The organism is Prosthecochloris sp., assembly GCA_015482705.2.
Classification (GTDB): domain Bacteria; phylum Bacteroidota; class Chlorobiia; order Chlorobiales; family Chlorobiaceae; genus Prosthecochloris.
The window spans coordinates 232,794-247,903 of record JADMLA020000040.1 but is presented as its reverse complement, the minus strand read 5'-3'; the positions used below and the strand labels follow the sequence as shown (position 1 = coordinate 247,903).

11 protein-coding genes are annotated in these 15,110 nt (G+C 47.6%); 7 read left to right on the top strand and 4 right to left on the bottom strand.

The genetic code is table 11. The annotated features are described in order from the left end of the window. Positions 1-44: 44 nt before the first annotated feature. From QZ209_RS11160 to QZ209_RS11150, 3 genes are all read left to right on the top strand, one after another. Entirely contained in the window at positions 45-956 is a 912-nt protein-coding gene (locus QZ209_RS11160) for a prohibitin family protein (protein WP_294347908.1), read from the top strand. A gap of 145 nt (positions 957-1,101) precedes the next feature. Continuing rightward, positions 1,102-2,184 (top strand): LPS export ABC transporter permease LptG, encoded by a 1,083-nt coding sequence (gene lptG / locus QZ209_RS11155; protein ID WP_294347905.1) that lies wholly within the window; start codon positions 1,102-1,104, stop codon positions 2,182-2,184. A gap of 3 nt (positions 2,185-2,187) precedes the next feature. After that, positions 2,188-3,012, top strand: a complete 825-nt coding sequence (locus QZ209_RS11150; protein ID WP_294347903.1) for an SAM-dependent chlorinase/fluorinase — start codon at positions 2,188-2,190, stop codon at positions 3,010-3,012. On the opposite strand, the gene QZ209_RS11145 is transcribed toward QZ209_RS11150, so the two are convergent. The 3 genes from QZ209_RS11145 to clpP form a co-directional block, all read right to left on the bottom strand. Then, the gene (locus QZ209_RS11145) at positions 3,009-3,908 is read right to left on the bottom strand and encodes an RNA polymerase sigma factor RpoD/SigA (protein ID WP_294347901.1); all 900 of its coding nucleotides are present in this window, start codon (positions 3,906-3,908) and stop codon (positions 3,009-3,011) included. The genes QZ209_RS11150 and QZ209_RS11145 overlap by 4 nt on opposite strands. 135 nt (positions 3,909-4,043) lie before the next feature. Then, entirely contained in the window at positions 4,044-6,746 is a 2,703-nt protein-coding gene (locus tag QZ209_RS11140; RefSeq protein ID WP_294347899.1) for a valine--tRNA ligase, read from the bottom strand. 107 nt (positions 6,747-6,853) lie between these two features. Beyond that, positions 6,854-7,531, bottom strand: a complete 678-nt coding sequence (gene clpP, locus QZ209_RS11135; protein WP_294347897.1) for an ATP-dependent Clp endopeptidase proteolytic subunit ClpP — start codon at positions 7,529-7,531, stop codon at positions 6,854-6,856. A 540-nt stretch (positions 7,532-8,071) separates the two neighbouring features. On the opposite strand from clpP, the gene thyX reads away from it, so the two are divergent. After that, on the top strand, positions 8,072-8,722 hold the full coding sequence (gene thyX / locus QZ209_RS11130) for an FAD-dependent thymidylate synthase (RefSeq protein ID WP_294347895.1): 651 nt from the start codon (positions 8,072-8,074) through the stop codon (positions 8,720-8,722). Here thyX and accD read toward each other — a convergent pair. After that, positions 8,719-9,558, bottom strand: coding sequence for an acetyl-CoA carboxylase, carboxyltransferase subunit beta (gene accD, locus QZ209_RS11125; RefSeq protein WP_294347892.1), 840 nt, complete (start codon positions 9,556-9,558; stop codon positions 8,719-8,721). The genes thyX and accD overlap by 4 nt on opposite strands. Positions 9,559-9,733: 175 nt before the next feature. Here accD and QZ209_RS11120 point away from each other — a divergent pair, with 175 nt between their 5' ends. The 3 genes from QZ209_RS11120 (at position 9,734) to bshC (ending at position 15,090) form a co-directional block, all read left to right on the top strand. After that, positions 9,734-12,493: a BamA/TamA family outer membrane protein gene (locus QZ209_RS11120; protein ID WP_294347890.1), complete on the top strand. Its 2,760-nt coding sequence runs from the start codon at positions 9,734-9,736 to the stop codon at positions 12,491-12,493. A gap of 119 nt (positions 12,494-12,612) precedes the next feature. Then, a complete protein-coding gene (surE, locus tag QZ209_RS11115) occupies positions 12,613-13,389 on the top strand; it encodes a 5'/3'-nucleotidase SurE (protein ID WP_294347889.1) in 777 nt (258 codons plus the stop codon). Between the two features lie 9 nt (positions 13,390-13,398). After that, complete coding sequence (bshC, locus tag QZ209_RS11110) at positions 13,399-15,090, top strand: bacillithiol biosynthesis cysteine-adding enzyme BshC (protein WP_294347886.1); 1,692 nt, start codon at positions 13,399-13,401, stop codon at positions 15,088-15,090. Positions 15,091-15,110: the final 20 nt, after the last annotated feature.

Here is a 15,110-nt window from a genome sequence, read left to right as displayed (position 1 = left end):
ATCGAACCGGTTCTGCAACAAAAAAAACAATCCGTATATCAATCATGACTTCACTACTCTTTCTCGGTATCGTACTTTTATTCATAGGGATTACTGCACGATCGCTCAACCCTTCTCTGCTAAGGTTTTCCGGGCTGTTCAAGATTGGAGGAATATTTGCGATAATACTCGGGATTCTGACCGCAAGTATACGAATCGTTGAACCTGGTAAAATCGGCGTCAAGGTATTATTCGGTAAAGTTCAGGAAGAGGTGCTCTCCAGCGGGCTCAACATCATCAACCCGCTCGTCAAGGTTGAGTTGTTCGACATCACCACCCAGACCTATACCATGTCCGGTACGGAAACCGAACTTTCACAGTTGAGTGATGCCCCAATAAGAGTCCTCAGCGCCGATGGACTGGAAGTCACCATCGACATGACCGTCCTCTACCGCATCAATCCTATCAAGGCTCCTGAAATACGTCGGGAAATCGGCCCCGGTCTCTCTTATATCGATAAAATCGTCCGACCGACCGCAAGAACACGTATCAGGGACAACGCAGTCATATACAACGCTGTAGATCTTTACTCGAAGAAACGTGACGAGTTTCAAACGAAAATCTTTTCGAGCATCAAAAACGACTTTGAAAATCGCGGCCTTATTCTCGAAAACCTGCTTGTTCGCAACATCTCTCTTCCTCAGTCTGTAAAAGCCGCCATCGAAGCCAAGATCAATGCTGAACAGGAAGCCCAGAAAATGCAGTTCGTCCTGCAAAAAGAAACACAGGAAGCTGAAAGAAAACGTGTCGAAGCCAAGGGTATAGCCGACTACCAGCAAATTCTTTCACAGTCATTGACAGATAAGTTGCTGAAATATGAACAGATAAAAGCCCTTCAGAACCTGGTCAAGTCAGACAACTCCAAAGTCATCATTATGGGTGACAGCGAAGGAGCCTCGGTACTGATAGGGCAATAAGCCGAAATCACCGGTCAGCTGTTTTCAGGAGAAGAAGAAAAACTGCTGAACAGTTGAGCTAGCTGAGCTGCAGGTGTATCCCTATAGGTGGAGTACACCTGCATTTTTTGGTTTCCGGCATGAAACGTCTTCCTACCTGTACTTCATGAAACTTCTGGATAAATATATCGCCCGGCAGTTCCTTTCGACCTATGTCTTTGCTGCGATAAGTTTTACAGCGCTGTTCATTCTTGTCAATCTCATAGAAAACATAGGCCGGTTCATCGACAAGGGGATCGATGCAGGAAAAGTAACCCTGTACTTCTGGAGTCTCGTACCTGAAACCATCTTGCTGATCTCACCGTTGAGTACCTTGCTCGCCTCTCTGTATGTAACCGGACGGATGTCGGGAGCAAGTGAGTTGTCTGCAATGAAAGCAGCAGGAATAAGCATGAAACAGCTGCTCAGGCCCTTTTTCATGACAGCATTGCTCCTATCGACCCTCAATATCCTCAATGCAGGCTGGCTGCACCCAAAAGCAGCTGTGGAGAAAAATCGCTTTGAAATGGAATATTTCGACAAGAAATTCGAAGCGATTTCAGGGAATAAAAACCTGCATATCCTCGAATCACGAAACAGAATCCTGTCCATAGGAGCTCTCGATCCGCAACAGGCCACCGGTTTCAACATATCTCTCGAAACCTTTGACGGCCCGGAACTCGTCAGCCGTATCGATGCAAAAAAAATCTCCTATGAAAAAAACCTCGACCACTGGCTTTTGCATGAAACCAGCACGAGAATCTTCAATGAGAACGGAGTGCTCTTTCGGGAAAACCCGGGTAATGACACCCTGAAACTTTCCCTGACAGCATCGTCCCTCAGAGATCTCGGTGTTCAGCCGGATGAGATGGATATCATACAGCATTACCGGTACATTGAAGAAAAGCAACAAGCCGGCTTTTCAAACCTGGGAAGAGTCATCGTCAAATTTCACAGTAAAATGGCTCTCCCGGTGGCATCCCTGATCATCATACTTATTGGAGTTCCACTATCCGCGCAAAAAAAACGCAGTGGACTTGCCGTTGAATTCGGGATAAGCCTTTTCATTGGATTCAGCTATCTTGCCATACAGAGGACATTTGCCATTGCCGGGTACCGCGCTTTGATGGACCCGGTTCTCGCTGCATGGTTGCCGAACCTGCTTTTTCTCGGCATCGGCATCATCATTTACAAAATCGCAAACAAATAAGCCATGCGACCACCCAAACCCCTCATAGTCCTGATGACCGATTTCGGACTTCAGGACCATTATGTAGGCGTCATGAAAGGAGTCATTGCCGGCATCTCCCCTTTTGCCGGAATTATAGATCTGACCCACGGCATTACACCTCAGAATATACTGCAGGGATCTTTGCAGCTTGGCTTATCCGCCCCCTACTTTCCTGACGGAACGATTTTCGTCGCTGTTGTAGATCCCGGAGTCGGAACAAAGAGAAAAGCTATCGCACTCGTGACTGAAAAGCAGATTTTCATCGCACCCGACAACGGTTTGCTGAGTTCCGTCATGAGCATGCAAAGAGTCGATAACTGTTACATCATAACCAATCCATCCTGCATGCTTACCGTACAAAGCACAACGTTTCATGGGAGAGACGTTTTTGCCCCTGCCGCCGCACACCTCGCCAATGGCATCACCCCGGCAACCCTTGGCAATACAGTCAACCCTGAACACTGTATACGAATCCCGCTTCCAGAAAACAGAACACCTGACGGAGAGCTCTCATGGCAGGGAGTCATTCTGTACGCCGATGTCTATGGTAACCTCATCACCTCGTTTACCGATGACCAGCTCGAAAAAAAAGGGAAAAAAGCTGTGGGTGTGTTTCTGAAAAATGGGGACTTCGTGCCGTTACGGCGTACTTATGGGGAGGTTGCAGAGGGAGAACCCTTGATTTACGGAGGCAGTAGCGGGTTTCTCGAAATAGCAGTTCGAAACGATAACGCCTCACTAACGCTTGGCCTGAAACCCGGTGACAATATCGAACTGAGAGTACAATCGCAAAACACTCAAACCTAACTACCGATATACTCTTTAAGAATTTTACTGTAGGCTGACTGGCGAAGCCTTCTGATAGCCTTCTCTTTGATCTGGCGTACTCTTTCACGGGTAAGCTTGAATTTCTCCCCGATCTCCTCGAGTGTAAGGGGATTTTCCATTCCTATACCAAAATAAGAACGGATAACATCGGCTTCACGCGGAGCGAGGACCGAGAGTGAACGTTCAACCTCGAGAGTCAGCGAATCACGTGTCAGACCGTGATCGGGTTTGTGCCCGTCGTTCTGCAGAACATCGAGCAACCGGTTATCGTCTCCCTGAGCAAAAGGAGCATCCACGGACACATGCCGACCGGCAATTTTCAGGGTATCGGCGACATCCTGAGAGTCCATATCGAGTAGGTTTGCAAGCTCTTTTGTATTGGGATCCCTCTCATACTCCTGCTCAAGCTGACTGTATGCCTTGCTGATCTTGTTGAGCGTCCCGACACGGTTCAGGGGAAGTCGTACGATCCTCGATTGCTCGGCAAGAGCCTGAAGAATCGACTGACGGATCCACCAGACCGCATAGGAAATGAACTTGAACCCTCTCGTTTCATCAAAACGCTTTGCTGCTTTGATAAGGCCGAGATTACCTTCGTTGATGAGATCCCCGAGTGTCAAGCCTTGATTCTGGTATTGTTTGGCTACGGACACGACGAAACGAAGGTTACCTTTTATAAGTTTGTCCAAAGCGCGCTTCGCACGTTTGTATTCCGGCGTATCGACGGGCATATCATAGCCTTCCTTGATCGCCTTGGTGAGCTTCACTTCATCCTCAGCAGTCAGAAGCTCATATTTTCCGATCTCCTGTAAATAGCGATCAAGAGAAAGACTTTCACGATTAGTGATTTGTTTGCTGATTTTCAGTTGCCTCATTGACACTCTCCGTATTACGTATTACTTGGAACAACCTGTATACTTTCTGTATAACCGTTTCGTTTCACTTTTCCCTCATGGTACTGTTTCTGTCATACCTGCTGTAATGAAACAAAAAAAAGTGACTACCTCGTGTCAGTCACACAGAACGTTAAGGTTTGCCTGAAGTTTTTCGAGATTACTTTTCGCCTCTTCCAGTTTTCTTTGTTCACCCTCGATAACCTCTCCTGGAGCGTTATCGACAAAACCTTTGTTTGAAAGCTTTTTCTCCATTCGTTTCACGTAAGAAGAAACATTACCCAGTTCCTTTTCGAGACGGGCAATCTCTTTATCAAACGAAATTAACCCTTCGAGAGGCATAAAAAGTTCATTACCATCGATAACGGAACTCGCAGAATGAGGTGGTCGCTGAAGAGTACCTTCAGATATATCGACAGTGCATCCTGTCATCTGCGTCACAATAGGTGCATTGGCAGCGAATATTCTCCGTGCACTCTCTTCAGGTGAACTGATGATGAGACTTGCCTTCATGTCATGAGGAACCCCGAAAACCGCACGAAGGCTGCGAGCCTCTGAAACAACTTTCTGGACAGCTGTGAAGCCGTGTGCCTTCTCATCACCGGTCCAGTAGTCGTCCGATTGCGGCATCGCGGATAGTGCAATGCTTTCACTGGTTTGCCGCTGGAGAATATGATGCCAAATCTCTTCAGTGATGAAAGGCATGACCGGATGAAGTGCTTTCAGAACCCCTTCGAGCAGATAAACCGCAAGAGAGACCGCATGCTGCTTTCCCGCTTCACCGGTTTCTTCCGCCAGTTCGATTTTCAGCGTTTCAAGGTACCAGTCACAGTAATCGCTGCGGAAAAAATCATAGACGATTCTGGTAATATCGTTCATCCTGAACTGCGTAAACGCCTTATGGTAAGCGCTGAGCATCTCATGATATCGCCCGAGTATCCAACGCTGGGCATCGGATAACGCACCTGCTTCGGGTGTGAAACGCAGGGAAGCCTCAACGAACCCGTCGATGGAATCGAAAACTTTTTCACGCTGCATGAAAACAAGACGCGACGCATTCCAGATCTTTGTGGCGAAATTTCTACCGAACTCGCATTTTTCCTCACCGAACAATACATCCTGCCCAAGAGGAGCTATGTAGACAATGGTGAAACGAAGCGCATCCGTTCCATAAGTGTCCATCACCTTCAGCGGATCGGGTGAATTTCCGAGGGACTTGGAAAGTTTCCTGCCTTTCATGTCCCTTATAATACTGGTAAAGTAGACATCCCTGAAAGGCACCTTGTCCTTGAAATACAGGCCCGCCATGATCATTCTGGCAACCCAGAAGAAAATGATATCAGGAGCGGTCACCAATGTTTCTGTCGGATAAAATGCCCGCAGGTCCTCATTGTCATCATGCTCTCCTGTCCAGCCCAGGGTGGTCAGAGGCCAAAGCCACGAAGAAAACCATGTGTCAAGCACATCATCATCCTGGATCAACTTGTCGGTCCCTGCCAGATGACAGGCCTCTTCATATGACTCGGCGACCCAGATTTTTCCATCTTCATCATACCATGCCGGAATCCTGTGTCCCCACCAGAGCTGACGGGATATACACCAGTCGCGGATGTTTTCCATCCAGTGACGATAGGTGCTGATCCAGTGTGACGGGTGAAAACGTATCTCACCGTCATTGACAACCTGTAACGCTTTTTCGGCAAGGGGCTTCATCTTGACGAACCACTGTTCGGAAAGGTAGGGCTCGACCACGACGCCGGCTCTTTCGGAATACCCCACATTGTGCTCATACTCTTCGACCTTTACCAGATTTCCCCTTTTTTCGAGGTCTTCAATAATCTTTTCCCTGGCATCAAACCGGTCGAGACCCGCATAACCGAAGTCATCGATCATCTTTCCGTCTCGACCGACCACGCTGAGAACCGGAAGGTTATGACGACCGGCAACATCAAAGTCGTTAGGATCGTGTGCAGGGGTTATTTTCAGTGCGCCTGTCCCGAACTCCTTGTCGACATAATCATCGGCAATGACCGGAACGTGTCTGCCAGCAACAGGAACGATCGCAAGTTCTCCGATCAAATCGGCATAACGGGGATCGTCGGGGTTGACGGCTATAGCGACATCGGCAAGAATGGTTTCAGGCCTCACCGTTGCAACGGTGATATACTCTCCAGGCCGATTGGCTAGCTGATATCGAACATAGACCAGCTTGTCCTTCCTCGGCTTCATGATCACCTCTTCATCGGAGAGAGCGGTCTGGGATACCGGACACCAGTTGATGATACGTTTGCCACGATAGATCAAACCGTCACGATACAGGGTGACGAAGGTGTGACGAACAGCCCTGGAAGCACGTTCATCCATGGTAAAAAGATTCCGGCGCCAGTCACATGAGATACCGAGCTTGCGAAGCTGTTTGAGAATCAGTCCACCGTACTCGTCCCTCCATTTCCAGACATGCTCGAGAAATTCCTTGCGTCCGAGGTCGTAACGCGAAATGCCTTTTTCGCGAAGCTTTCTTTCCACCACAGTCTGTGTAGCAATACCGGCATGATCCGTACCGGGAAGCCAGAGAGCCTCTTTGCCGGACATGCGTTGGTAGCGGATAAAAATATCCTGAAGAGTATGGTTCAGAACATGACCGAGGGTAAGACTACCGGTGACGTTCGGAGGTGGCATGAGCACTGTATAAGGCTCTCTGCCTTCATCAAGTACCCTGAAGCTTTCCGCCTCGTAAATGCCTTCTCTTTCCCAGTGGGCGCTGCACCAGCGACGCTCCACATCATGATGGTTATACGTTTTTTCGAGGTTTGCACTCATTACCGATTACTTCGATGTCTTTTGCATACTTCGACGAACACTACAACGATCACCAAAGCAGCTTTTGCTATGCCTATAATTCCTGGTTGCCGGTGTTTTCCACCGTGTTATTTTTCTTTTTCCAGAGCCGGACGATGATCGAAAATCTGATCGATGATGCCATAAGCCTTGGCTTCCTCTGCATTCATCCAGCGATCTCGTTCGGAATCTTCTCTGATTTTCTCGACACTCTGCCCAGAGTGAGAGGCCATGATCTCTTCAAGGAGCTTGCGGATTTTTTCGATTTCACGTGCCTGGATCAGAATATCGGTTTCCTGACCCTGAACGCCACCGGAAGGCTGATGAATCATGATCCGGGAATGCGGCAGAGAAGCCCTTTTGCCTTTCGCTCCGCAAGCAAGAAGGAAAGCACCCATACTTGCAGCCATACCTACGCAGACGGTAGAAACTTCAGACCGGATGTACTGAATGGTATCATAGACTCCCAGCCCAGCAGAAACACTGCCACCCGGGGAGTTGATGTATACAAAGATATCACGCTCCGGATCCTCCGATTCAAGGAAAAGCAGCTGAGCCATCAGAAGGCTCGCGACATGATCATCGATAGGAGTCCCCAAAAAAATGATACGCTCCCTGAGAAGCCTCGAAAAAATGTCAAAGGCTCTTTCACCACGACCCGATGTTTCTATAACCATTGGAACAAGGCTGTTGTTGATACCCTGCTCAATCGCGCCCGAATACATTTTTTTTGCCTGACGCTCAAACCCGAAATTTAAATTAGCCATATAAATTCACACTCCCTTTCAGCTGATATTTTTCGATTAAACCTTGCTATACAATACATACTGACTTATGACAACCCCGAACGGTACGCATCCGTTCCGGTCATTTTACAGATTGCTCCTTCAGTAAATCGTGATGCGTCTCAACAATCGCATGAAAATAAATTCATCACCGGCAATCTTCAAGAGCCTGTCATACTTTTCCAGACGTAAGTACCATAAAAACGTCGAAAAAACAGATCGTGAAAATTTTAAGATAACCCCCGGTATAAACAATACAAGAGCATGGCCTTGATTTTACGAAAAAAACTGCCCATTCCTAAATCAAGCGTTCTTACGACACCCGACAACCAACCGCGACACACCTGATCCATTGTGTCGGAAAAATGCATTTCCTTTTTTAACTTGGGGTCACATCATCACGTTGTTTTGCGCCTCGACAGACTTCTTGAACGGAAAACATGTTTTTGAGCTCACAGCGCAACACTTGATAGAGATATCCTTGTTCGATTTATCTCCTGTCACTCTTTTCAACACATCACAATGAACGTTCGTCTGATCTCCATAACAAATCCACTCATTGAAATACAGGACGAAAAACTCAATCCAGAAGGCCTGATAGCTTACTGCGCAAGAGTTTCAAGCCCGCATCAGGAAACCTCCGATTACGAAAATCTGCTTGCATATTGCATCAAAAACCGCCATTGGAGCATCTTCGAAATGGTCGATATGACCGTTGAAATTGTAACGTCCAGAGCGATATCTCCACAGATTCTGCGGCACCGAAGTTTCGTATTTCAGGAATTTTCTCAACGCTATGCAAAAGTTCAGAGTTTTGAGACCTACACCCCGAGAAGACAGGACGTGAAAAACCGGCAGCACTCGATCAATGATCTTGACCCGTCAACAATGAACTGGTTTTCCGGCGCGCAGGAGGAAATTCGCGCTCTTTGTGTAAAAAAGTATAACGATGCACTGGAAAAAGGCATCGCAAGAGAGTGTGCGAGAATGCTGTTGCCACTCAACACACAAACGAAGCTTTACATGAAGGGATCGGTCAGGAGCTGGATTCATTACATAGAAGTGAGAACGGACACCTCTACCCAGAAAGAGCATCGTGATATTGCAGAAGCCGTCAAGGAGATATTCACCGCCGAGTTTCCGGTTACCGCATCCGCTCTGGGCTGGACCTAAGCCGCAAAATGATCGAGAAGCTGTGCAATACGGCCCTTGAGATCTCTTCGGTGTACGATCATATCAAGGAATCCGTGCTCCAGCAGAAACTCCGCCCTTTGGAAACCCTCAGGGAGATCACGTTTTATAGTATCCTTGATAACCCTCGGGCCTGCAAACCCGATAAGTGCTTTGGGCTCACTGATGTTTACGTCTCCAAGCATGGCATAGGATGCACTCGTCCCTCCCATGGTTGGATCGGTCATGAGAGAGATGTAGGGAATATTCTTCTCCTGAAGCCGAAAAAGCCTTGCGGATGTTTTGGCCATCTGCATAAGACTGAACGCTCCTTCCATCATGCGAGCCCCGCCCGATTGTGAAACAATGATGAGTGGTGCGCCGAGCTCTATGCTCCGATCGACAGCCTGAGCTATTTTTTCGCCGACAACAGATCCCATCGATCCCCCTATAAATCCGAAATCCATTGCCGAGATCACTGCCTGGTGCCCACCTATAATCCCAATAGCATTCCTGCAAGCTTCCGTTTTACCGCTTTTCTCGATAGCATCGGAAACCCTGTCGGGATACTTCTTCGTATCGGAAAAAGCAAGTGGATCGGCAGCTCGCAAAGAAGCACTGAATTCCTCATATTTTTTTTCGTCGAAAAGAATCGAAAAATATTTACCGGGCGAAATTCTGAAGTGGTGCCCGCATTCGCAACATGTATAAAGATTGTCTTCCACCTGTTTCTTATGGAGAGCAGCTCCACAGCTATCGCATTTTCGCCAGAGACCTTCCGGAATATCTCGCCTGTCTTTGGTACGTATCGAGGGCTTTGCCCGTTTAAACCAGACCATTTTTAATTATTCATAAAGATTATACATTACACTCATTACACTGAATTGAGCGACTCGTTCTGTTACCTTGAAGAAAGAAACGACGCGGTATTCCTCCGCAAATGCTCTTTCCCGGATTAACAGTGAAGATATGAAGTCACCCTGAGAACTCAAAACAACCCTCTGGAGCTATCAATTGTCCAAAACCGGATTTCTCATCCCCCTGTTGTTCTGCAGTTGTCTTCTGGTCCTGACAGGCCATACTCCTCTTCTTGCTCAAAACCAGGTTACCGTATACCCGGATACACTCACGTTTCCTCTCAAGCGTCATGCTATCGCGTATCATATGCGACCTGCCAGAAAATCCGTTGGGCTCGCACTTTCAGGCGGAGGAGCAAACGGCATGGCCCAAATAGGCGTTCTCAAAGCGCTTGAAGAAGAAAACATTCCGATAGATGCTATCGTCGGGACAAGCATAGGTGCAGTCGTGGGGGGGCTTTACAGCACAGGGTACAATGCGGCGGATCTCGAAAAAATCGCACTGGAAGTTCCCTGGGAAGAACTCCTTTCCCTGGATAACGACGCACCGAGGGCAAGCACATTCCTCGAACACCAGAAAATCCGAGACAGAGCGACTATCGCTATACGATTCGAGAATTTCAAGCTGGTTATCCCGAAATCACTGAGTTCGGCACAAAAGTTGACCAGAGTTCTCGACCTTCTGACAATGAACTCCCTGTACCATCCTGCAGGATCATTCACAACTCTTCCGACCTCGTTCAAAGCGGTTACAACCGACCTTGTTTCAGGCAAACGCATTACCCTTTTCGATGGGTCGCTTTCCGAAGCAATGCTTGCCAGCAGTACCATTCCGGTCATCTTCGAACCGATAGAGCTCGGTGAGCATAAACTCGCAGACGGTGGGCTTGTAGCGAACCTTGCGGTTGACGAGCTTGAAAACGCTCGTCTCGATTATAAAATCGGAGTGGACACAAGAGGCAGCATGTACACTCTTGCAGAAGATATCGACATCCCGTGGCAGGCTGCAGATCAGACTATGACCATTCTGATCGAGTTACAGTATCCGCGCCAGCTCGAAAAAGCCGATCTGGTAATTGCTCCGGATGTCGGCAACAACCCGGCAATCGATTTTTCGAAGCTTCCTGAAATTATCAGCGCCGGCTACAAAAGCGGAAAAGCACTCGCACCTAAAATCCGTCAGGATATTTCACTGCCTATCCGGAAAAAAACTGCACTCGATCCCTATAAAAAATCCATAAGAATATCGGGTTCGGGAAAAAAGACATTGAAAAACTATCACCCTGCCGGTGAAATCATACGAAACGCAACATACGTTGAAGAGGCATTGAAAGGATTGCTTGAAACCGATCGTTTCACGAAAGTGTATGCTACAATCGATCGTAGAGCAAGGGAAATTGTGTTTTTCTGTGAAACTCCGCCTTCATTCGATAACGTCAAACTCATCGATACTGTCGTCCCCCTTGAAAAAAATGAAATCGAAAGCTGCTTCAGCAACCTCATGTTGAGAGATTACACAAATGAAGAAGGAAGCGAGGCTCTTGAAAAACTCCTCAAACTGTTCAGGGAAAAAGGCTATCCCCTTATAGACATCGAACGAGTCGATGTTCAAAAAGAAACCCTTTGCGTATGGTTGTCCGACGGAAAAATTTCCACACTTGCCGTTTCTCAGGATAAAAACATTACACGTCCAACCCCCATCATGCGGGAACTGGCGATAGACACCTCGAAAGCCCTGAGGCTCGAGGACATCGAGCATTCGATCGACAACCTGTTCGGAACAGGCGCCTTCAACCGTGTTTCGATCGGCATCTCGGGAAAAGACTCTCTTTCCGAACCGAAGAGCGACAATCGCACACTCAGGATAAGGCTCAATGAAAAACCTTCGAACGTACTGCGTCTGGGAGTACGATATGACGAAACGTACGATGCTCAAGCCATGATTGATTTCAGGAACGAAAACCTTTACGGAACGGCAAACTCAATTGGCGGGTGGGGGAAAATCGGAGAAAACAACAGCAGCGCCAACCTTGAATTCAACATGCCGAGAATCGGCGCTACCAATCTGACGTTTACAACACAACTGTTTTACGACCAGCGCAATCTCGATATACGCAACGTCCGGTATTCGAAAGAATTTTTCTTCTCCGACTCCGAACAGCAAAAGAAATTCAGTATACAAGAGTTCGGTGTTACCTCCTCTTTCGGAACCAGAATCGGAAAAAGCAGTCAATTACTGCTCGATATGACGGTGAAGAACAGTCAAACGTTCGATAAAGAACGGGAAGATTTTGAAACTCAAAACATCGATATAGCTTCGGCATCACTCGAGTTTGCTCTTGACACGAGGGATAATTCTTTTCTGCCAACAAAAGGGCGGCACACCAACCTGCGCTACACATTCACCCCTGAAATCCTCAATGACCAAACGTTCTGGCAGACGCACCTGGAGCATGAGGAAAACATATCGTTCAGCAAACAAGTCTCTGGCCAGCTCGGCTTCTCTCTTGGCTTCAGCAGCGAAGGCCTGCCTTTCTCGGAAATGTTTTTCCTTGGAGGTGCCGGCAGTCCATACAGCCGGAGATTCATCGGTTTGCAGGAAAACGACCTTATCGGAAGAAACGTCGCTTCCTTGGGGGCCAATTTTCGTTACAGTCCTTCATTCGACATCATTTTTCCTTCTTCGTTCCTGCTTTACTACAATGCCGGTAACGTATGGCAAAACAGATCTGAAATGTCCACCGAAGATATCATCCATGGTTTCGGTGCCGGCTTGAACTGGGAAACACCCCTGGGGCCTGCCAGCTTCACTGCCGGGAAAGCGTTCATCTTCGATGATGAAGAAAACGACGACGGCGATTCGGGAATACGCTTTGCAGAAACCGTTTTTTACTTCAATTTCGGCCATGAATTCTGAAGAAGTCGAATCTCGGTTCGGCCTTTAGTCAGGTAGAAAAGCTTTTGAATTCGGTTTTTTGTATCTTAACCGGCCAAAGGAAACCCACGAGTATTTGTATAACCGTACAAACCAAAAACGTGACGCATCAGCAAAAACCCAGCATCCTGGTATGCAACGATGATGGCATCGATGGAGAAGGATTGCATGTCCTCGCAGCTTCGATGAAAAAAATAGGAGACGTAACGGTAGTTGCGCCATCCGAACCCAGAAGCGGAATGGGCCACGCAATGACCCTCGGTGTCCCGCTTCGTATAAAACAGTACACCAGAAACAGTCGTTTTTTCGGCTATACGGTCTCAGGAACCCCTGTTGACTGTATCAAAGTAGCGCTGAGCCACATACTTTCCGAAAAACCCGACATCATAGTCAGCGGCATCAATTACGGAAGCAACACGGCAACAAATACTCTTTATTCGGGAACCGTGGGAGCAGCGCTCGAAGGAGTCATACAACGTATACCGTCCATAGCGTTTTCACTCACAACCTATGAAAACGCCGATTTCACCTACGCCGGAAAATTCGCAAGAAAACTGGTACGGAAAGTACTTCGGCAAGGACTTCCGGCAGATACCGTTCTTTCGGTCAATATCCCTAACATACCTGAACAGGAAATCCAAGGCGTAAAAGTCACAGCTCAGGGTACATCCCGCTGGGCTGAAAACACGATAGAACGCGACGATATGTACGGCAACCCTTATTACTGGCTAAGCGGCAAACTTCAACTTCTGGATGACGATTTGTCCTACGACGAATATGCCGTTAGAGAAAATTATATTGCCGTTACACCTATCTCCATCGACATGACAAATCATGATGCGCTTCAGGATATCCGGTGCTGGAAACTAAACAAATAGCAATAGGCCGTGAACTCCTTTCTGATCGACTATCGAGACATACAAGCCCCCAAAAGAGGTTTTTCAAAACTCTTCAACGACTATACCCATGAGGGCGAACTGCATGAATCATTGACAAGCAGGTTTTTCCACTTCGATTACCGTAAAGAAGCCGACTATTACAAACATCTCAACATTCTCCTATCGAGGAAATACAAGCGGAAAGAGCTTGTGGAGTTGCTTGTCCGGCAAAACAGGATGTTCGGAACCGATGAAAAGCATATCGCTTCGATAGAAAGACTCGACTCCCCACAATGTATGCTTGTCATTACCGGCCAGCAACCCGGACTTTTCACAGGAAATCTTTACTCCGTATACAAAGCACTTACCGCTGTTGTCGTAGCCGAACGTCAGAAAGAAATGTTCCCCGAGTACGATTTTCTCCCCCTTTTTTGGATTGAAGGTGAAGACCATGATTTCGACGAATCGGCAAAAGCATCGCTTTTCGAAACAGGTCGGCTGAAACACATCACCCTCGATCCCTGGAACAGGCTCCCCGACCAGATGCTCAGCCGGACCGTCATGGGTCCGGGTATAACAGAAGCTGTCTCTTCATTCATTTCTCTCTTGCAGGAAAGTGAATACAAAGAAGAGATCGCTACAGCTCTTCAAACCTTTTACACTCCGGAAAGTACTCTGGAACTCGCATTCGGCAGGACTATGGCATTTCTTTTCAGAGATTACCCTCTGTTGTTCCTTTCACCAAGCGATTCTGGATTCAAGAAACTGGCAAAAGATGTGTTCCACCGTGAACTGACAACTTGCCCGCATACCTCGCATAGTGTGATCGAGCAAAGTTCACTACTCGAAAGTATGGGCTATCAGGCACAGGCCAAACCTCGTGCGGTCAATCTTTTTTTCCTCGATCATCACGACCAGCGCTCAAAGATCGAACAGCCTTCAGCTGACTCGTTGACCATCGTTCCCGAGAAATACCGTTACTCCAGGCACCAGATGCTGGAAATCTGCGAAGATCACCCCGAAAAGTTCAGTCCGAACGTCATTTTGCGGCCGGTGGTGCAAGACCATGTTCTGCCGGTATTCGCATACATTGCAGGACCGGGTGAGATAAGTTATCTGGCTCAGTACCGTAGGGTATATGAACATTTTGGACTTTACATGCCCTTTATCATACCAAGAGGCAGCTTTACTCTTATCGAACCTGCCATCAGCAGAATCATGGATAAAGTGTTGCAGAAAACCGGAAGACCAAACCTGTCGAGAAAGCAGATCTATCATACCGCATTTCACAATCTCCGCATATTGCAGAAAAGCGCTATCTCAGGCGCTGAAAACAATGATTTCGATGCTGTTCTGGACAATGCCGAGAATACCATGCTCGCAGAACTTCAGGCTCTCTCACCAATGCTTGCAAAACTCGACCGTAACCTCGAGCAGGTTCTCAGCGGATCAGCGCGGCAGGTTGAAAAAGTAATGGATACCATTCGACAGAAAACGCACCGCTCAAGCCGAAAAAAACATGATGAACTCGTCGCTCAGCTGGAAAAGGCTGCAACAGCTCTTTTTCCGGAAGATATTCCCCAGGAAAGAGTCATCAATATCTTTTACTTCATCAACAAGTACGGGTGGAATATTCTTGACAGTTGCGCAACGATGCTCCGCGCTCATGCAACCGAGTCACACATGATCCTGGAATTGTAAAACAGAGAGAGGATACCGGA